This window comes from Rubrimonas sp. (genome assembly GCF_036788415.1).
Lineage (GTDB): Bacteria > Pseudomonadota > Alphaproteobacteria > Rhodobacterales > Rhodobacteraceae > Rubrimonas.
The window spans coordinates 38,859-58,278 of record NZ_DAIQNN010000010.1 but is presented as its reverse complement, the minus strand read 5'-3'; the positions used below and the strand labels follow the sequence as shown (position 1 = coordinate 58,278).

Genomic DNA, 19,420 nt, shown 5'->3' with positions numbered 1-19,420 from the left:
GCATGACCCACGCCCTCGCCCGCCTTCTGACGGCCTGCCTGATCCTCGCGTCGCTCGCGGCGCCGGCCCCGAGTTCGGCCCAGGGCGTCGGGACGGCGGGAGCCGGGGCGCGCGGCGACATCGTCGTCATCGGGAACCGGCGCATCGAGACGGCGACCGTGATCTCCTATCTCGCGCTCGAACCCGGCGAACCGGTGACGGCGCAGGCGCTCAACGCCTCGGTGCGCAGGCTGTTCGACACGGGTCTGTTCAGCGACGCCGACATCACGGTCGATGGCGGGCAGTTGGTCGTGCGGGTCGAGGAGAACCCCTCGATCAACCGCATCGCCTTCGAGGGCAATGGCCAGATCTCGAACGAGCAGCTGCTGGCGGCGATCACCTCGCGCCCCCGCCGCCCGTTCACCCGCTCGCGGGCCGAGGCCGACGCGCAGGTGATCTCCTCGATCTACCGCCAGCTCGGCCGCTACGGCACGACCGTCGAGCCGGTGATCATCGCGTTGCCCGACAACCGCGTCGATCTGGTGTTCGAGATCGACGAAAGCCCGGTGACCGGCGTGAACTCGATCGCCTTCGTCGGCAACGAGGTGTTCTCGGACTACCGCCTGCGCCGGGTGATCGAGACCTCCGAATCGGGCATCTTCAGCGCGCTGATCAGCTCCGACATCTACGACCCCGCGCGGCTCGAATTCGACAAGGAGCTGCTGCGCGACTTCTACCTCTCGCGCGGGCACGCCGATTTCACGGTTCTTTCGGCGGTGGCCGAGCTGTCGCCCAAGCGCGACGGCTTCTTCATCACCTTCACCATCGAGGAAGGCCCGGTCTACGCCTTCGGCGAACAGAGCGTCTCCACGACCAACCCCGCGCTCGACCCGGCGGCCTTCGAGGCGCTGATCGACGGCGAGCCCGGCGACACTTACGACGCGTCCGTCGTCGAGCGGAACATCGACCGCATGGTGTTTCTCGCGGGTCAGCAAGGCTTCGCCTTCACCCGTGTGATCCCCCGCGCGATCCGCGACCCCGAAGGACTCACCATCGGCGTCGTCTACGAGTTGATCGAGGGCGAGCGCGTCTATGTCGAGCGCATCGAGATCGAGGGCAACACCCGCACGCTCGACCGCGTGATCCGGCGGCAGTTCCGCATCGCTGAAGGCGACGCCTTCAACAGCCGCGAGCTCGACGAGGCCCGCCGCCGCATCCGCGCGCTCGGCTTCTTCTCGCAGGTCGAGGTGACCACCGAGCCCGGCGCCACCGACGACCGCAGCACCATCCGCGTCAAGGTGGAGGAACGCTCGACCGGCTCGATCAGCTTCGGCGCGGGCTTCTCCTCCTCGGACGGCGTCGTCGGCGAAGTGTCGGTGACCGAGCGCAACTTTCTGGGACGCGGCCAGTTCGTCCGGGCGCGCGCGGTCATCTCCGGCGACCGCCAGCTGGTCGACCTGACCTTCCGCGAGCCGGCTTTCCTCGACCGCGACCTCAACACCGGCTTCACATTCTACGTTCGTCAGGACGACCGAAGCGACGAGAGCTCCTTCGAGGAGACCAATGTCGGTTTCGAGCCTTCGGTGTCCTTCCCGACGTCGGAATTCGGGCGGCTCGAGCTGCGCTACCGCATCAGCGACGACGAAATCCGCGACGTCCGCGACGACGCGTCGGAGTTCATCAAGGTCGACGAGGGCAACGCGCTGACGTCCTCGCTCGGCTACACCTACAGCTACGACCGCCGCAACGACCCGCTCGAGCCCACGCAGGGCTATCTGCTGCGCTTCGGCCAAGATTTCGCGGGCGTCGGCGGAGATGCGCAATATGTCCGCACCACGGCTCTTGCGCGCGCCTTCACCTCCTTCTTCGACGAGGACGTGATCGCCTCGGTCGAAGTAGAAGCCGGCAACATCACCACCTTCGGCGACGATCTGCGCATCACCGACCGGTTCTTCCTGGGCGGCGACCAGTTCCGCGGCTTCGAGCGCGACGGCATCGGCCCGCGCGACCAGACCACCGATGACGCGCTCGGCGGCAACAACTTCGCCGTCGCGCGGGCGGAAGTCTCGTTCCCGCTCGGCCTGCCGGAGGAATTCGGCATCTATGGCGGCGTGTTCAGCGACGTCGGCACGATCTGGGGCCTCGACAGCACGACCGTCGGCGGGACGACGGTCGACGACGACCCCAAACTGCGCGCGACGGTCGGGGCGAGCCTCTTCTGGGAGACCGGCTTCGGGCCGCTCCGTCTCAACTTCGCCTACCCGGTCGTGGACGAGGAGGGCGACAAGGATGAGTTCTTCCGCTTCACGGTCGGGACGCGCTTCTAAGGGTCCACGCCGCACAGCCGCAGCGCTCGCGCTCGCGCTCGCTGCGGCTTCGCCGGGCTCGGGCCCGGCGCAGCCGCTCGCGGACGCTCCCGCAGCGATGCGCCTCATCGTGGTGGACTGGGAGGCCGCGCTCGCGCAGTCGCAGGCGGGCCGGGCGCTCGACGCGCTGGAGCGCAACGAGCGGCGAGAGGCGCGCGCGACGCTCGACGCGCTCAAGGCGGCGCTCGAAGCCGAGGAAGCCGAGCTGACCGCCCTGAAGGACACCCTGCCCCGCGCCGATTTCGACGAGCGGGTGCGCGATTTCGACCAGCGAGTCCGGCGCGCCCGGCGGAGCGCGCAGGAGATCTCGGCCTCGCTGCAGTCGCGCTTCAGCGCCGCACGGGAGGCGCTGCGCGGGCTCGCTCTGCCGGAACTTCAGGCGGTGATGGCCGAGCTCGACGCGGATGTGGCGCTCGACGCGCGGCGCGTGCTGGCCGCTTCCCCCGAACGCGACGCGACGGAGGCGCTCGTCGACCGGCTCGACGCGGCGCATCCGGCGCAGCGCGCGCTCGAGCTGCTGCCGCCGCCGGAGGCGGCGGCAGCGCCCGGGGGCGGCGCTCCATGACCGCTGCAAATGTCTGAGCGCCTTGACCGGGCGGGCGGTCTTTGCTTGATGGCCTGACGCGGCGCGGGGGCCGCGCGGCGGGATTTGCGGGAGAGAGGCGGTGGAGGCGGCGACGACACAGGCGGGGCATGCGGATCTGGCGCGCATCAAGCGGATGATCCCGCATCGCGACCCGATGCTGCTGATCGACGAGGTGCGCGACATCCGCAAGGGCGAGAGCGCCGTCGGCGTGCTCGACGTCCGCGCCGAGGCCCCGCATTTCGCAGGCCATTTCCCCGGCGAGCCGATCATGCCCGGCGTGCTGATCGTCGAGGCGCTGGCGCAGACGGCCGGCATCCTCGTGGTCGACACGCTCGGCATGGAGGACCAGGACCTCACCGTCTATTTCATGACGATCGACCGGGCGCGCTTCCGCCGTCTCGTGACGCCCGGCGACCGGCTGGAATTCCATGTCCGCATCGTGCGCGGGCGCGGCAAGATCTGGAAGTTCGAGGGGCAGGCGAAAGTCGGAGACGACGTCGCCGCGGAAGCCGAGTATTCGGCGATGATCATTCCGCCCGGCGACCGCCGCCGGGTGAGGCCGCAGGAATGAGCGTCCACCCCACCGCCATCGTCGCCGAAGGGGCCCGCATCGACCCCACCGCCGAGATCGGCCCCTATTGCGTGATCGGCCCGGAGGTCGTTCTCGGCGCGGGGGTCGTGCTGCACTCCCATGTCGCCGTCGCCGGCGACACGGAGATCGGCGCGCGCACCCGGATCTGGCCGTTCGCCTCGATCGGCCACCAGCCGCAGGACCTGAAGTTCCGCGGCGAGAAGACCCGGCTCACCGTCGGCGCCGACTGCATGATCCGCGAGGGCGCGACGCTGAACCCGGGCACCGAGGGCGGCGGCGGGCTCACCTCGGTCGGCGACCGCTGCCTGCTGATGGTCGGCGTGCATGTCGGGCATGACTGCCGCGTCGGCTCGGACGTGATCATGGCGAACAACGCGACGCTCGGCGGCCATGTCGAGGTCGGCGACGGGGCGGTTCTGGGCGGCATCTGCGCCGTGCATCAGAAAGTGCGGATCGGCCGCTTCGCGATGGTCGGCGGCATGACAGGCGTCGAGAAGGACGTGATCCCCTACGGCTCGGTGATCGGCGACCGGGCGCGGCTCGCCGGGCTCAACATCGTCGGGCTGAAGCGGCGCGGCGTGGCCCATTCCGAAATCCATGCGATCCGCGCAGCGTATCGCGACATCTTCGAGGGCGAAGGGGCGCTGGCCGAACGCGCGGCAGTCGCTCTGGAGGCATATGCCGACGCGCCGCGCGCGCGCGAGATCGCCGCCTTCATCGCCGAACATTCCGCGCGCGCCTTCTGCACGCCCGCCCGCGACTGAGATGGCGTCGGGGGCGGGCGGCGTCGGGCTGATCGCCGGGGCCGGCGTCTTGCCGCGCCTGATCGCGGAGGCGCTCGCCAAGGACGGCGCGCCCTATCTGGTGGTCGGGTTCGAGGGCGCCGCGCCTGACTGGCTCGACGCACATCCCCATCTCGTGACCCGGTTCGAGAAGATCGGCGCGATGTTCCGCGCGCTGCGGGAGATGGGCGCCTCGCGCGTCGTGTTCGCGGGCGGTATGACCCGGCCCCGCCTCAACCCGCTGCGCTTCGACCGCACGGCGGCGCGGCTGGCGGCGACTGTGCTGCCGCTGCTGGGCAAGGGCGACGACGCGCTGCTGGCGGGGCTGACCCGCGTCGTCGAAGCGGAGGGGTTCGAGATGGTGGGCGCGCATGCGCTGCTGGGCGGGCTGCTCGCGCCCGCCGGGGACATGGCCGCGCGCGCGCCTTCCGCGGCCGACCGCGCCGACATCGCGCGCGCCGCAGAACTCGTCGCGCTGATCGGGGCCGCGGATGTCGGACAGGCGGCGGTGGTGGACCGGGGCCTGTGCGTCGGACTGGAGACCCTGCAGGGGACCGACGCGCTGCTCGACTTCGTCGCCCGCCGACCTGAACGTCTGCGCGCCGGAGGGGGGGCGCCGTCCGGCGTCCTCTACAAGGCGCCGAAACCCGGGCAGGACTGGCGCGTGGACCTGCCGGCCATCGGCCCGGACACGCTGCGCGCCGCCGCCGCCGCGGGGCTCGCGGGCGTGGCGGCGCAAGCGGGCGGCGTGCTGGTGCTGGGCCTCGAGGAGACGCGCGCCGAGGCGGACCGGCTCGGGCTGTTCCTGCATGGCTGGACGCCGCCGGCGGCGGATGCGGGCGCGTGACGGCGCCGCTGCTGTTCCTCGTCGCGGGCGAACCTTCAGGCGACGCGCTCGGCGCGGCGCTGATGCGCGCGCTGGTCGCCGAGACCGGCGGCGAGGTCCGGTTCGCGGGCGTCGGCGGACCGCTGATGGAGGCGGAGGGCCTGCGCAGCCTGTTCGCGCAGGACGACCTCGCGGTGATGGGGCTCGTCGAGGTTCTGCCGCGCCTGCCGCGCCTCTTGCGGCGGATCGCGCAGACCGCCGCGGCCTGCGTCGCGGCGCGCCCGGACGCGCTGATCACCATCGACAGCCCCTCCTTCGGGTTGCGCGTGGCGCGCAAGGTCCGCGCGGCCGATCCGGGCGTTCGCACCATCCACTATGTCGCGCCCTCAGTCTGGGCTTGGCGGCCCGGGCGCGCGCGGAAGATGGCGGCGCATGTCGATCACCTGATGGCCCTCCTGCCCTTCGAGCCGCCCTGGTTCACGCCGCACGGCATGAGCTGCGACTTCGTGGGCCATCCGGTGGCGGCGCTGTCCAGACCTGCGCCCGAGGAGATCTCGGCGCTGCGGGCCGAACTCGGCGTCGCGCCCGAGGCGCCGCTGCTGCTGGCCCTGCCAGGCAGCCGCGTCGGCGAAGTCCGCCGCCACGCGGCCCCCTTCGGCGCCGCCGTCGCGGCGCTGGCGGCGCGCCGGCCCGGGCTGCGCGTGCTCCTGCCCACATTCGGCGCGGCGGCGCAGGCGGCGCGGGCGCTGACCGCCGACTGGCGCCCCGCGCCGATCCTGTTCGACGCGCAGGAGGCGGGCGCGCGGAAATGGGCCGCCTTCGCCGCGGCGGATGCGGCGCTGGCGGCCTCCGGCACGGTGACGCTCGAGCTTGCGGCGATGGGCGCGCCGATGGTCTCGGCCTATCGCATCAACCCGCTCACCGCGCTGATCGTGCGCCATCTGATCAAGGTGAAGACGGCCAATCTGGTGAATCTGCTCGCCGGGCGCGACGCGATCCCCGAATTCCTGCAGGAGCGCTTCCGCCCCGAGGCGGTCGCCGACGCTCTCGACGCCCTGATGGACCCCGGCCCGGCGCGCGCGCGCCAGCTCGCGGCCTGCGTCGAGGCGATGGCGGCGGTGGGCGCCGGCGGCCCCGATCCGGCGCTGCGCGCGGCGCGCTCGGCGCTCGGCGCGCTGCGCGGCTGACGGGCCTCGCCTCAGCGCGCCCGCACGATTCCCGAGAAACCCGCGACCGCGAGCAGGCTCAGCGCCCAGCCGATCACCGTCAGCGCATAGGCCGAGGCCTGCGCCAGCGCGCCCAGCGGGTGGCGCTGGTCGGGCGCCCAGGCGTCGAGCTGGCCGGTCTCCGCCGCCGGCAGGATCACGTCGAGCGAATACATCCACGCGTTGAACTGCTGGAAGCTCGCCGCCTCCGGCTGGCCGAGATAGCAGTCGAGCTGCGTCTGTCCCGGCGCCGCGATCCCCGCCCGCGCGAGCCCGAGCGACGGCAACTCCACGCGCTCCGCCGCCGTCGCGCCGCACAGCACCCATTCGGGCGAGCGCTGCGCCACGACCGGCGCCGGGCGCAGCGCGCCCGCAAATTCCGCCGCGCTGAACATCGCGACGCCGATCCCCCAGAACATGGCCAGCCACAGGAAGGCCCTGAGCGGCCGCCGCCCATAGCTCAGCGTGATCCGCAGGAGCCCGTCGGAAAACCACAGGAACGCCCGCCACGCCCATGGCGACGCCCGCCTTCGCCGGGCTCTGCGTTGCAGCCGCTCCTTCGCGACCATCACCGACTGCGCGTCCTCGCCATGGCCGGTGGCGGCGAGGACGGCCGCCGCCTGCTCGTAGGGCTGCGGCTGGAAATCCTCGCCCCAGCGCTCCGGGCTCTGGCGCTCCAGCCAGTCGAGACGGCGCGGGGCGTCGGTCGGCCCGTTGAGAAAGGCGTTGTATAGGAAGCGGTTGATCGCGAGGTCGCCGGGTCCGGGCCAGCTGTCGGGCGCGTCGACCAGCGCCTCGACGCTGGTTGCGTTGAGGTTCAGCAGGCCCTCGATCCGCGCCTCGCCGCGCAGGATCAGCATGCCGTCCACCCGCGCGCGGTTGAGCGAGAGCGCGTCGTCGCCGGGCGCGGAGATCGCGCAGCCCTCGAAATCGGCGTCGCCGCCGACATGCGCGCCGGTCAGCGCGCATCGCCCGGTCAGCGAAGCGCGGCGCAGGATCAGATCGAGATCGACCTTGACGCTCTGGGCGCGCAGCGCGTCGTCCCTGGCCGCCTCGATCCGCGCGCCGGTCAGGTCGAGATCGGCGCCGATCCGGGCTCCCGGCAGCGCCACCGTTCCGCGGATCTCGGCGCCGCGCAGCAGCATGCCGCCGCGCGCCTCGATCCCTTCGGCGAAGAGCGCGACGCCGCCGGGACGCTCGATCCGCGCGCCGTCCGCCGTCAGCGCGCCGCCGATCCTCGCGCCGGAGACGTCCACCGGGCCGTCGACGGCGACGGCGCGCAGATGGGCGTGGCCCCGCGTCTCCAGCCCGCTCGCCCAGAGCCCGGGGGCCTGCGAGCCGTCGAGGAGCAGCGAGCCGAGCGCCGCCGAGCGCAGCACCAGCGCGCTGTCGAAGCGGCAGTCTGCGAGGTGGAGGTCCCAGCCGAGCCGGCAGCCCTCCAGATCCAGGGGCCCTTCGATCAGCGCGCCGCTGATCCGCATCCCCTTCTCGTGCATGCGCGGAACGCCGGGTCCGCCGAGCAGCAGGAGACGCAGCAGTTCCGCGCGCACGACGCGCTCGCGCGCGTCCGGCTCGGGCGGGGCGGCGCCGAGCCGCGTCATCGCGCCGGAGGCGACGTCGGCGATCACCGCGCGCTCGGCGGGGCTCAGGGGCTCGAAATGCTCGATCATCGCGTACCGTCTCGCTGGGCGCAGGCGGCGCAGTATGACCCGGCCCGCGCGCCGATGACAGGGCGGGCGAAATCGTCTAGGCGTCGCGGCGGCGCGATGCTGGCGTCGGGACGCCGGGAGGCCGCGCGAGACCATGGACATCGAAACCGCGATCCCGCAGCCGCTGGCGCAGGCGCTCGCCGCGCGGGGCTACGACGCGCTGACGCCCGTGCAGCTCGCGGTGCTGGCCCCGGAGGCGGACGGGCGCGACGCGCTGGTCTCCGCACGCACAGGCTCGGGCAAGACGGTCGCCTTCGGGCTCGCGCTCGCGCCGACACTGCTCGGCGGCGCCGACCGCTTCGGGCGCGCGGAAGCGCCGCTCGGCCTGATCGTGGCCCCGACGCGGGAGCTGGCGCTTCAGGTCCAACGCGAATGCGCCTGGCTCTACGCGCGGGCGGAGGGGATCGTGGCCGCCTGCGTCGGCGGCATGGACCCGCGCGCCGAGCGCCGGGCGCTGGAGCGCGGCGCGCATCTCGTCGTCGGCACGCCGGGGAGGCTGCGCGACCACATCGAGCGCGGCGCGCTCGACATGACGGGCTTGCGCGGCGTCGTGCTCGACGAGGCCGACGAGATGCTCGACCTCGGCTTCCGCGAGGACCTCGAATTCATCCTCGACGCGGCCCCGCCCGAGCGGCGCACGCTGATGTTCTCCGCGACGGTGCCGCGGGCCATCGCCGCCCTCGCCGCCCGCTTTCAGCGCGACGCGCTGCGCATCGCGGTGGAGGTGGAGCGCGAGCAGCACGCCGACATCGCCTATCGCGCCTGCCTGATCGCCCAGACCGACCGCGAGAACGCGGTGTTCAACCTGCTGCGCTTCCACGACCCCGCCTCGGCCATCGTGTTCTGCAACACGCGCGAGGGGGTGGCGCATATGGCGGCGCGGCTGACCAATCGCGGCCTCGCCGTGGTCGCCTTGTCGGGCGCGCTCAGCCAGTCCGAGCGCACCCATGCGCTGCAGGCGATGCGCGACGGGCGGATGCGCGTCTGCGTCGCGACCGACGTCGCGGCGCGCGGCATCGACCTGCCGGGGCTCGACCTCGTGGTGCAGGCCGATCTGCCGACCAATCGCGACACGCTGCTCCATCGCAGCGGGCGGACCGGGCGCGCCGGGCGCAAGGGGCTGTGCGCGCTGATGGTCCCGCATCGCGCGCGCCGCCGCGCCGAAGGATTGCTCGCCTCTGCGAGCATCGCCGCGGAGTGGGGGCCGGCCCCGTCCGCAGCCGAGATCATGGCGCGCGACGACGTCCGCGCCTTCGAGGACCCCGCCTTGCGCGCGCCCGACGACGAGGCGGAGGCCGAGATGGCGCGCGCGCTGCTGACCCGCCATGGCCCCGAGGCGGTGGCGGCGGCGTTCCTGCGCCGGGTGCGCGGCGGGCTCTCGGCGCCGGAGGAGCTGATCGACGTCTCCGGCCCCGAGGCCGTGCGCCCGCCGCGCGAGGCGTTCGGCCCGAGCGTGTGGTTCACCCTGTCGGTCGGGCGCCGGCAGCGCGCCGAGCCGCGCTGGCTGTTGCCGATGCTCTGCGCCGCCGGGGGGCTGACCCGGCGCGACATCGGCGCGATTCGGCTCGACCAGACCCTCACCCATGTCGAGATCGCCGAGGAGGCCGCCGAGCGCTTCCTCGAAGCCATCGGGCCTGAGCGGCTGCTCGAGGGGGGCGTGTCAGTGTCGCTCGCCGACGGCCCGCCCGACGCGGCGCCGCGCCCCCCTGCGAAACCGCATCGCGGTCAGGGAAAGGGCGGCCCCGGAAAGCCCCTGCGACGCCCGCAGCGCTGACGCCGGCGCCGCGCCGTCAGGCGAGCGCCTTCAGATCAGCGGCGGGATCGGTGAGGGCGGCGGGCTCGGGCGAGCGCCCCGCCTCGATCCAGCGCTTGGCGCTCATGTAGGCGCGGGCGTCGTTCATCGCGTCGACGGCCACCAGCCGGCCTTGGGCGAAATACCAGTGCGAGCATGTCCCCTCGCGCGCGCCGGGACGCGTGATCACCGTCTCATAGCCGAGGTTGAGACCTGCGATCTGGAGCTTGACGTCGTACTGGTCGGACCAGAACCACGGCGTCGGCTCGTAACGGATCGGCTCGCCGAGCATGGACGCCGCCGCCACCTTCGCCTGATCGATGGCGTTCTGCACCGATTCGAGCCGAATGCGCCGGCCCCGCCACGGAAAGCTCGCCACGTCGCCCGCCGCGAAGATCAACGGGTCGGAGGTCCGGCAGGCGAGGTCCACGGCGATCCCGTTGACAAGACCCAGATGCGCGGCTTCGGCCAACTCCACATTGGGCTGGACGCCGATGCCGACCACGGCGAAATCGGCCTTCACAGTTTCGCCGCCCGCCAGACGCACGCCGGTCAGCCGCCCGCCGACGCCCTCCAGCGCCTCGACGACGGCCCCCTCGCGGAAGCGCACGCCGTGCGACTGGTGCAGCGCGCGGAACCAGTCGGCGGTCTCGGCGCAGGCGACGCGGCCCAGAATGCGCAGCGCGGCCTCGATCAGCGTCACGTCGAGCCCGCGCGACCGCGCCACCGACGCCGCCTCCAGCCCGATATAGCCGCCGCCGATCACGGCCAGACGCGCGCCGGGCCGGAAGGCCGTCGCCATCGCATCGACATCGGCCAGCGTGCGCACGACATGCACGCCGCCGAGGTCGCCGCCCATCTCGGGCGGAAGGCGGCGCGGGCGCGCGCCGATCGTCAGCGCGAGGCGGTCATAGCGCAGACGCGTTCCGTCTTCGAGCACCACTTCGCGGCTGGCGCGGTCGATGGCGGCGGCGCGGACGCCGAGACGCAACTCGACGCCCTGCTCCTCATAGAAGCTCCCGGGCTTCAGCCAGAGCCGCTCGGCCTCCATCTCGCCGAGCAGATATTTCTTGGACAGGGGCGGGCGCTGATAAGGCGGCGCCGGCTCGTCGCCGACAAGCGTGATCCCGCCCTTGTGCCCCTTGGCGCGCAGCGTCTCGGCGAGGCTCGCGGCGGCCTGTCCGGCTCCGACGAGAACGATTCTGTCGACCATGGGGCGTAGTCCCTCCGGCTAGGGCCGCGCGGCGAGCGCGGCGTCGAGATCGGCCTGCCTGTCCTGCCCCCAGAAGCGCGCCCCGCCCAGCACGTATGTCGGCGAACCGAACACGTGCGCGGCGATGGCGGCCTCGGTGTGGGACGCGGCTGCAGCATGAGCTTCGGCAGTTTCCGCCTCGGAGACAAGCGCCGCGTCGAGCCCGGCGGCGCGCAGCGCCTCGGCGAGGTGGTCGGGGTCGGCGATGTCGCGCTCCTCAGCCCAGATCGCGCGCAGGATCGCGAAGGAGACCGGGCCGGGATCCTCGCCGCGCAATTCGGCGGCGCAGATCGTCCGCGCGGCGCGCCCGCCGTCGGCCGGCCAGAATCGGGGCTTCGGGGTGAGCGGCATGCCGAGCGCCTTCGCCCGGCGCGCCATGTCCTCGAGCCGGTAGCTGAGTCGCGCCGGCGACTGCCGCGCCGGCGGGGTCGTGTCGGTCGCGGCGAAGACGCGCGCGATGTCCATGGGGCGGTAGCGGATCGCGGCCCCTCGTCTGGCGGCGATCTCGCGCAGTCCGGGCTCGCCGAGATAGGCGTAACCCGAGATGGGCGCGTAGAAATACTCGATTGACGCGCCCATCGGGCCTCTCCGTTGGCGTCAGGCCGCGTAGGGCAGCCCTTCCTCGATGGGCAGGGACGGATCGCGCGACCACTCGTTCCACGATCCGAAATAGATCCGCACGTCCCGAACGCCAGCCTGCCTGAGCGCGAGGAAGCTGTTGGACGCGCGCGCCCCCTTGAAGCAGTATAGATAGACCGGCGTCTCCGCCGTGATCCCGACTGTGGCCAGCTCCGCCAGCACTTCCGGGCCGCTCTTGATCACCGGGCCGGCGGCGGAGGGCTTCATCAGCCGGTACCATTCGACCCATTTCGCGCCGGGGATGCGCCCCTTGCGCGGGCAGAAATCCTTGCCGTAGGGCGAGGAGCTGTCGGCGATCCACTCGTCCACGTCGCGCACGTCGAGCAGCGCGACGGACGGATCGCCGAGCGCCGCCAGCACGTCCTCCTTGGTCAGCAGCAGATGCGCGCCGGCCTCGCTCATCGGGAAGGCGGCTGGCGCCGGCGCGGGCGTCTCGGTGCTGAGCGCCATGCCGGCGGCGGTCCACGCCTCCAGCCCGCCATGCAGCACGCAGGCCTTGTCGTAGCCGAGGAAGCTCAGCAGGAAATAGCCCCGGCAGGACTGGCCGAAGCCGGTGTTCATCGACTGCTCGTAGAGCACGGCGGTCTCGGCGCCCGAGAGCCCCGCGGCGCCGAACTCCTCGGCGAAGCGCGACGTCATCTCGGCGACGCCGGCGGCGTCGGAGGTGGCGAGATAGGTGAAGATGTCGTGCAGGTTCACGGCGCCGGGGATGTGGCCGGCGGCGTAGGCGTCGGGCGACCGCGTGTCGATGATCACCACATTCTCCATCGCCGCGAGTTCCTGCGGCGAGATCAGGGCCTTGGTCATTCTCGTCCTCTCTGCTGGAAGGGGCGCGGGCGGCGTCTGGCGGCCGCCTCGCGCGGGAAGGATCAGGCGGCGTCCATATCGGCGAGCATCTTGCGCAGCTGCTTGGTGGCGGGCGTCACGATCGCCACGAAATACGCCTCGCGCAGGCGGCGCTGGGCGTCGCCGCCGGTGACGTAGCCGCGCGCGCCGCAATGCAGCATCGCGTTGTGAGCGGCGGCGACCGACTCGTCGCCCGCCATCAGCCGCGCCGAGACGACCCGGCGGAAATACTCCCGCGACAGGTCGTGCGGCGTCTCGCACAGCGCGTAGACTTCGGCCTTCATCGCGGCGAGGCGTTCGGCGAAATCCTCGGGCTGGTCGGGCAGGTGCCTGTTCACATGGCCGAGCTGCGGCTTCACCTGCTCCATCAGGTCGATGCAGCCCTGGATCATGCCGAAGGCCATGCCGGCCTGCAGCAGGATGAAGCCGCCGCGGATTTTCGGGATGTAGTCGTCGATCGGGTCGGCGAGCACATGGGCGTCCGGCACCCAGGCGTCGCGGCACTGCACGCCATAGGTGCGGGTGCCTTCGAGCGCCACGAAATGGTCGTTGGCGGTCAGCTTCACGCCCTCGCCCGAGCCGTGCAGCACGGCCATGACGCGCTTGCCGTCCTCGCGCTCGAACACCACGGCGAACCACGCTTCGGGGCCGATGTTGGAGACCCAGGGCAGCGCGCCGCGCACGCGGTAGCCGCCTTCGACGCGGGTCGCCGACAGCTTCAGCTTCTCGATGCCGAACAGGGTCTTCATCGGGTTGGAGAGACCTGTGCCGCCCAGCACTTCGCCTGTGGCGATCTTGGCGCCCAGCGTCTCGTGCAGCTCGGCGTTGTCGGAGTTGAAGATGTACCAGCCGAGCGCGGACTGGCACCACATGCAGAAGCCGGTGGACAGGCACAGCTCGCTCGCGCGGCTCATCGCGTCGATGGTGGTGCGCAGGTCGAAAGTCTCGTTCAGGCGCGGCAGGTGGTGGCGGTAGGCGCCGGCGGCGCCCATCGCGCGCATCACGCCCTCGGGATAGAGGCCTTCGGCGTCGATGGCGCGCACCAGCGGCGCAAGCTCGGTCTGGGCGACGCCGCTCACCGCCTGCATCACCGCCGCGCGGGCGGGAGAGGCGGCGCTGCGCGCGGATTCAATCGGGGTGAGCACAGTCATGGCGAGAGGTCCGGTCGCTGAGGTGGAATGGGGGCGCCCGCACCGCGCGCGCGCCCCGGAAGCGCGCGTCAGGCGGGCACGATCTCCATGTTCACCGGGCGCGAGAAGGTGTTGAACACCGGCGACCATTTGGCGACGTGCTCGATCAGCGCGTCGATCTTCTCCTTGGGCGCGTCGGCGTCCATGTGGACCTTGATGCGCACATCGGTGAAGCCGACCGGCTTCTCGGACTGGTCGCCCGTGCCCCAGACGGCGGTGATGTTCAGATCGCCCTCGAGCTCCAGCTCCAGCGAGCGCACGAGGATGCCCTGATGCACCGCATTGGCGTGCAGACCCACGCAGATGCAGGAGCCGAGCGCGGCCAGCGACGCCTCCGACGGGTTCGGCGCGGTGTCGTCGCCCAGCAGCCCCGGCGGCTCGTCCACGATGTAGGGGGCGAGGTCGCGGATGTAGTTGGCGTGGCGGAAGCGGCCTTCGGCGACCGTCTTGCACTTCAGCGTCTTGATCGCCTGCGGGTTCTCCTTGCCCTTGACGATGAGCGCCTCCAGCCCGGTGCGGTCGATGGGCGCGAGGCACCCGGTGAGAGCAGTCGCAGGTTCACCCATGAGATTTCCTCCTCTGGTTGGGTGGGGGTCAGCCTTCGTCGGAGCGCAGCCATGACAGGCGACGGATCGCGAAAAGGCAGATGAGGTCGAGCGCGTAGCCGATGACGCCGATCACCAGCACCGTGGCGCCGAGGCGGGCGTAGTCGAGCGTGTCGCGCGCGTCGTTGATGGCGTAGCCGAGGCCGGAGGTGACGCCGAGATACTCCGCCGGCACCAGCACCACCCAGGCGACGCCGAGCGCGAGGCGGATGCCCGTGAAGATGTCCTGCGCCACGGCGGGCAGGATCACGGTCGTCAGCATGTGGAGTGGGCGCGCGCCGAGATTGCGCGCCACTTTCAGCCAGGCGGGGTCGATCCGGCGCACGCCGGCGGCGGTGGCGAACATCACCGGCCAGACCGTGGCGACGAAAATGAGAAAGACGATCGCGCCGTCCCAGGTCGCGAAGGCCATCACCGCGATCGGCATCCAGCTGAGCGGCGAGATCATCCGCAGGAACTGGAACGGCGCGTTCGCGATCTCGCGGACCCAGCGGGACCGGCCCATCACGATGCCCATCGGCGTTCCGATCAGGATGGCGAGCCCGAGCCCGCCGCCGACCCGCTCGAGGCTCGGCCACGCCATCGCCCAGGCTTCGCCGCTCACGACCATCTTCCAGAACCGCTCCAGCGTCGGCCCCGGCGCGAAGTCGGAGAAGATGGCGAGCGACGGCGTGGACGCGATCACCCAGCCGCCGAGCGCCCAGAGCGCGCCGAGCAAGCCCAGCCCGAGCGCGGCGCTCAGCACGCCGCGCGCGCCCTGCGGCAGGCGGGGAAGCGCCGCGCCGCCGCGGGCTGCGGTCTGGGGGAGCGCCGCATCGGTCACAGCGACAGGACCTCCTCGCGGTTGAACGGATCGCCCGGGTTCACCGAGGGGTCCTTCAGCCAGTCGGGATTGGCTTCGAGGGCCGCCTTCACGAAGCGGCGGTCCACCAGGTCCTCGGCGACGAAGGCGGGGTCGAGATCGGCGAGGAAGGCCGCGTCGCCGCCCACCACCGTCTCGCGCATCTGCGTCACGGTCAGCGCGTCGGCAGTCGGATAGGGCCAGGGCTGGAAGTCGATGCGCCCATTGCCCCATTCCGCTTGATGGCGGATCGCGCCGCTGTCCGTGTAGGCCGCGTCATCGTAATGCGTCATAGCCCGCAGCACGACCGGAGCGGGGGCGGGGAGGTAGCCGGCGCCGTCCGCCGAGATCAGCTCGGCCACTTCCGCCTTGTTCATCGAGGCGTAGATGGCGCCGCGCACCACGGCGTTGACGACTTTCTGCGTCCACTCGGGCCGCTCGGCGACGGCGGCCTCATGCATCGAGACGACGCAGCAGGGGTGGTTCTTCCAGATGTCGCCGGTGAAGCGGAGCATGCGCGCGCCGGCCTTCAGCTCGCCCAGCGCGTTGAACGGCTCGGCGACGATGTAGGCGTCGAGCTTCTTCGCAGCGAGCGCGGGCGGCATCTCGGGCGGCGCCATGACCTGGAGGTTGCACTCGTCGGGCGCCAGCGGCTCGCCCTGCGCCTTGATGACGGGCTTCACGCCCGACTGCCGCAGCGCGTATTGCAGCACGATGTTGTGCATCGAATACCAGAACGGCACGGCCACCTGCTTGCCGCCGAGCTGGCTGAAATCGGTGATGCCGGTGTGCCCGCCGACCACGAGGCCCGAGCCGTTGGTGTGCGCCCAGGCCAGCACCTTCACGGGGAAGTTGGTGTTGTAGCGCATCCAGATCGGGATCGGGTTGAGGAAGTGGACCACATTGAACTTGTTGGCCACGAACCCCTCGATCAGCGGCGACCAGCCGCGGATCAGCGTCGGCTTCTCGGCCTCGAGCCCCTCGTCGCCGAAGAAGCCCTTGGCGTGGGCGACGAGCAGGGCGGTGGCGTCGGTGATCGGCAGGTAGCCGAGCCGCACCACCTCGTCCTCCTGCGCGTAGGAGATTTTCGGCAGCGCCGAGAGCAGGCCGGACAGGCCCGCGAACAGCCCGCCCTTGGCGAACATGCTCAGCGTCTGGCGGCGCGAATAGTCGGCGGCGTAGGCGTCGGCGGCCCAGCGGGCCTCGAAATCGGGGTCGGTGGACATGCGCGGGCGCTCCATCAGGCTGCGTGGGCTTCGTAGAGGGCGTTGAGGCGGGCGCGCTCGGCCTGGAAGGCGGCGTCGTCGGCCTCGCGGGCGGCGCCCGGGCTCAGCGGCGTCTCGCAGACGATACGGCCCGGATGCGGCTCCATGATGAAGGCGCGGTCGGCCATCGCGACCGCCTCGCCGATGTCATGGGTGACGAGGATGACGGTGAGCCCCAGCTCGCCCGCGATCCGCCGCACGTCGCGCTGGAGCGCGCGGCGGGTGAAGGCGTCGAGCGCGGAGAAGGGCTCGTCGAGCAGCAGCAGGTCGGGCTCGGCGGCGAGACTGCGCGCCAGCGCCACGCGCTGCTGCTGGCCCCCCGACAGATCCTGCGCGTTGCGGTCGGCCAGCGCGTCGAGCTCGACCATGCGCAGCAGCTTGGGCACGCGCTCGGCGATCAGATGGCTGCGGCGGGTGAAGCGCAGGCCGAGCGCCGCGTTCTGCGCCACGGTCATCCACGGAAAGAGCGAGGGCGCCTGGAACATCATCACCCAGCGCGGGGAAGGCCCCCGCACATGCGCGCCGTTGATCCAGATGTCGCCTTTGGTCGGCTTCGAGAGTCCGGCGATCAGGTGCAGGAGCGTGGATTTCCCGCAGCCGGACCGCCCGACGAGGGCCGCGACTTCTCCGGGCTGGATCTCGAGGTCGATGCCGGTCAGCGCGTCGGGGTCGCCGCGGCGGTAGCGATGCGAGAGCCCCTCGACGCGGACATGCGCCCCCGCCGCCATCGCGCCGGGACGGTGCGGGTGCGGCTGCTGCGCCGGCGTCCGGATCGTCGGAAGCTTCTGGGCCATGCGGAGCGCCTCGCTCATGCTGCGGGTGCGATCATACAGATCGGTAGCGCCATGGGGCGGCAGGGCGGGCGCGCTGTCAAACCTTAATGCGATTTTTCCGACTCGTTTTTCGTCTCAAGCAAAATTTATGGCTATATAACCGGCAAATAGTCTTAATGATGATTATTATATAATCGTTATGTGCGTGAAGGAGCCGCTTGCGACGTTCCGCATCTGCTCATTTCCCTTGCAACGATCAAACCGACCTGTATGAACTTGGGTATGGAGTGACAGGGGGCGCTGATGGGCGAATCGCCGGATGACGCAGCGCGGCAAGGCGCAGTGGTGATCTGCTCGGCGGTCTACAGCGACAGGCCGCGCGACCGCATCCTCGCCGCCGCCGCCTATCTGTTCTGCCATGAGGGCTTCGCGGCGACGGGCGTGGACGCCGTCGCGCGGCGCGCCGGGGCGGCCAAGACCACCCTCTACAAGCATTTCGCGTCCAAGGATCAGCTGATCGAGGCGGTGCTGGAGGCCGAGGGCGCGGCGTGGCGGGCGTGGTTCTTCGCGGAGGTCGCGCGCATTCCCGGCGACGCGAAGGCGCGGCTCCTCGGCGTGTTCGACGTGCTGCGCGACTGGTTCGCCGACCCCGCCTTCTACGGCTGCCCCTTCATCAACGCGATCGGCGAGTTCAACAGCGAGGACGAGCGCATCCGCCAGATCGCCGCCGCCCACAAAACCCACATCCTCGGCTGGATTCGCGCGCAGGCGACGCTCGCCCGCCTCCCCGACCCCGAGCGGGTCGCCCGCCTCTTCACCGTGCTGATCGACGGCGCCATCGTCGCCGCCCAGGCCTCGCGCGACCCCAGCTACGCCGGGGACGCCCGCCGCGCCGCAGAGGCGATGCTGGCGCTCGACATCGCCGCTCCGCGCCGGGCCGATCAGGCCGCGCGCCGCGATCCCGCCTCTGCGCTGCAATAGGCGCTTTCGCTGCTGCGCGCGGCGCCGACCGTGCTAAGAGAGGCGCGATCGAAACTGCGCAGCGGAGCGCCCGATGAGCCTCTGGGACCGCCTCACCGGCGAATTCATCGACGTCATCGACTGGACCGAGGACGACCGGCGCACGCTCGTCTCGCGCTTCGAACGCCACGGGGCCGCCATCAAGTACGGCGCGAAGCTCACCGTGCGCGAAGGGCAGGCCGCCGTGTTCGTGCATGAAGGCCAGCTCGCCGACGTGTTCCCGCCGGGGCTCTATCTGCTCGAGACCAACAACCTGCCGGTGCTGACGACGCTGCAGCACTGGGACCACGGCTTCAAGTCGCCCTTCCTGTCGGACGTCTATTTCGTCTCGCTGCGCCGGTTCCAGAATCTCAAATGGGGCACCAAGAACCCCATCATCCTGCGCGACCCGGAATTCGGCATCGTGCGGGTGCGCGCCTTCGGAACCTACGAATTGCGCATCGTCGATCCCGGCCTGTTCCTGACCGAGATCGTCGGCACCGACGGCGCCTTCACCACCGACGAGATCGAGTTCCAGATCCGCAGCCTGATCGTCAGCCGCTTCTCCAACGCGCTGGCCAATTCCGGGATCGCCGCCATCGACCTCGCGGGCCACGCCGACCAGCTCGCCGATCTGCTGCGCCAGAGGATCGCGCCGGAGCTCGCCGCCTACGGGATCCAGACGCCGGCGCTCTTCATCGAGAACATGTCGATGCCGCAGGAGGTGGAGGCGGCCATCGACAAGCGCGCGGCGATGGGCGCGGTGGGCGATCTCGACCGGTATGCGCGATTCCAGCAGGCCGAGGCGATGCGCGCCGCCGCCGAAGCGCCGGGCTCGGCGATGGGCGCAGCCATCGGGATGGGCATGGGCGCAGGGATGGGCGCCGGCATGGCGGGGCCGTGGGGCCGCGCCCCCGCGCCCGCCGCCCATGTTCCGCCGCCGCCCCCGCCGCCCGAAAGGGTCTGGCACATCGCCGAGAACGGCGCGACGCGCGGCCCTTTCGGCAAGGCCGAACTCGGGCGCATGGCCGTGGAAGGCGGGCTGACCCGCGAGACGCTGGTCTGGACGCCGGGCGCGCCCGGCTGGACGCAGGCCGGCGAGATCGACGAGCTCGCGCGCCTCTTCACCGTCGCCCCGCCGCCGCCGCCGCCCGCGCCGCCCGCCGCCTGATC

General features: G+C 71.6%; 18 protein-coding genes. 9 read left to right on the top strand and 9 right to left on the bottom strand.

Annotated elements, in window-relative coordinates:
- Window positions 1-2: 2 nt before the first annotated feature.
- The 6 genes from bamA (at window position 3) to lpxB (ending at window position 6,318) form a co-directional block, all read left to right on the top strand.
- Entirely contained in the window at window positions 3-2,306 is a 2,304-nt protein-coding gene (gene bamA, locus V7Q31_RS04705; RefSeq protein ID WP_333832522.1) for an outer membrane protein assembly factor BamA, read from the top strand.
- Window positions 2,307-2,403: 97 nt separating this feature from the next.
- Window positions 2,404-2,910 carry an OmpH family outer membrane protein gene (locus tag V7Q31_RS04700; protein ID WP_333832521.1) on the top strand — a complete coding sequence of 169 codons (507 nt, stop codon included), beginning with the start codon at window positions 2,404-2,406 and terminating at the stop codon, window positions 2,908-2,910.
- Window positions 2,911-3,010: 100 nt separating this feature from the next.
- Window positions 3,011-3,502: a 3-hydroxyacyl-ACP dehydratase FabZ gene (gene fabZ / locus V7Q31_RS04695; RefSeq protein WP_333832520.1), complete on the top strand. Its 492-nt coding sequence runs from the start codon at window positions 3,011-3,013 to the stop codon at window positions 3,500-3,502.
- Window positions 3,499-4,287 (top strand): acyl-ACP--UDP-N-acetylglucosamine O-acyltransferase, encoded by a 789-nt coding sequence (lpxA, locus tag V7Q31_RS04690; RefSeq protein ID WP_333832519.1) that lies wholly within the window; start codon window positions 3,499-3,501, stop codon window positions 4,285-4,287. Before fabZ ends, lpxA begins: the two co-directional genes overlap by 4 nt.
- 1 nt (window position 4,288) lies before the next feature.
- A complete protein-coding gene (locus tag V7Q31_RS04685) occupies window positions 4,289-5,152 on the top strand; it encodes an LpxI family protein (RefSeq protein WP_333832518.1) in 864 nt (287 codons plus the stop codon).
- On the top strand, window positions 5,149-6,318 hold the full coding sequence (gene lpxB / locus V7Q31_RS04680; protein WP_333832517.1) for a lipid-A-disaccharide synthase: 1,170 nt from the start codon (window positions 5,149-5,151) through the stop codon (window positions 6,316-6,318). The genes V7Q31_RS04685 and lpxB overlap by 4 nt, the downstream gene beginning before the upstream one ends.
- Before the next feature lie 11 nt (window positions 6,319-6,329).
- On the opposite strand, the gene V7Q31_RS04675 is transcribed toward lpxB, so the two are convergent.
- Window positions 6,330-8,006 carry a hypothetical protein gene (locus tag V7Q31_RS04675; protein WP_333832516.1) on the bottom strand — a complete coding sequence of 559 codons (1,677 nt, stop codon included), beginning with the start codon at window positions 8,004-8,006 and terminating at the stop codon, window positions 6,330-6,332.
- Window positions 8,007-8,139: 133 nt separating this feature from the next.
- On the opposite strand from V7Q31_RS04675, the gene V7Q31_RS04670 reads away from it, so the two are divergent.
- Entirely contained in the window at window positions 8,140-9,819 is a 1,680-nt protein-coding gene (locus tag V7Q31_RS04670; RefSeq protein WP_333832515.1) for a DEAD/DEAH box helicase, read from the top strand.
- Window positions 9,820-9,835: 16 nt separating this feature from the next.
- Here the strand turns inward: V7Q31_RS04670 and V7Q31_RS04665 are convergent, their stop codons facing one another.
- The 8 genes from V7Q31_RS04665 to V7Q31_RS04630 form a co-directional block, all read right to left on the bottom strand.
- Window positions 9,836-11,050, bottom strand: a complete 1,215-nt coding sequence (locus V7Q31_RS04665; protein ID WP_333832514.1) for an NAD(P)/FAD-dependent oxidoreductase — start codon at window positions 11,048-11,050, stop codon at window positions 9,836-9,838.
- Between the two features lie 18 nt (window positions 11,051-11,068).
- Window positions 11,069-11,668, bottom strand: a complete 600-nt coding sequence (locus V7Q31_RS04660) for a 2-hydroxychromene-2-carboxylate isomerase (RefSeq protein WP_333832513.1) — start codon at window positions 11,666-11,668, stop codon at window positions 11,069-11,071.
- Window positions 11,669-11,686: 18 nt separating this feature from the next.
- On the bottom strand, window positions 11,687-12,535 hold the full coding sequence (locus V7Q31_RS04655) for a sulfurtransferase (protein WP_333832512.1): 849 nt from the start codon (window positions 12,533-12,535) through the stop codon (window positions 11,687-11,689).
- A 62-nt stretch (window positions 12,536-12,597) separates the two neighbouring features.
- Complete coding sequence (locus V7Q31_RS04650; protein WP_333832511.1) at window positions 12,598-13,725, bottom strand: acyl-CoA dehydrogenase family protein; 1,128 nt, start codon at window positions 13,723-13,725, stop codon at window positions 12,598-12,600.
- 68 nt (window positions 13,726-13,793) lie between these two features.
- The gene (locus tag V7Q31_RS04645; protein WP_333832510.1) at window positions 13,794-14,330 is read right to left on the bottom strand and encodes an OsmC family protein; all 537 of its coding nucleotides are present in this window, start codon (window positions 14,328-14,330) and stop codon (window positions 13,794-13,796) included.
- Between the two features lie 28 nt (window positions 14,331-14,358).
- The gene (locus V7Q31_RS04640; RefSeq protein ID WP_333832509.1) at window positions 14,359-15,192 is read right to left on the bottom strand and encodes an ABC transporter permease; all 834 of its coding nucleotides are present in this window, start codon (window positions 15,190-15,192) and stop codon (window positions 14,359-14,361) included.
- Window positions 15,189-16,436: an ABC transporter substrate-binding protein gene (locus tag V7Q31_RS04635; protein WP_333832508.1), complete on the bottom strand. Its 1,248-nt coding sequence runs from the start codon at window positions 16,434-16,436 to the stop codon at window positions 15,189-15,191. Before V7Q31_RS04635 ends, V7Q31_RS04640 begins: the two co-directional genes overlap by 4 nt.
- 14 nt (window positions 16,437-16,450) lie before the next feature.
- Window positions 16,451-17,287, bottom strand: a complete 837-nt coding sequence (locus V7Q31_RS04630; RefSeq protein WP_333832507.1) for an ABC transporter ATP-binding protein — start codon at window positions 17,285-17,287, stop codon at window positions 16,451-16,453.
- A gap of 264 nt (window positions 17,288-17,551) precedes the next feature.
- Between V7Q31_RS04630 and V7Q31_RS04625 the strand changes: the two genes are divergently transcribed.
- Both V7Q31_RS04625 and V7Q31_RS04620 read left to right on the top strand, forming a co-directional pair.
- Complete coding sequence (locus V7Q31_RS04625) at window positions 17,552-18,229, top strand: TetR/AcrR family transcriptional regulator (RefSeq protein WP_333832506.1); 678 nt, start codon at window positions 17,552-17,554, stop codon at window positions 18,227-18,229.
- 73 nt (window positions 18,230-18,302) lie between these two features.
- A complete protein-coding gene (locus V7Q31_RS04620; protein ID WP_333832505.1) occupies window positions 18,303-19,418 on the top strand; it encodes an SPFH domain-containing protein in 1,116 nt (371 codons plus the stop codon).
- Window positions 19,419-19,420: the final 2 nt, after the last annotated feature.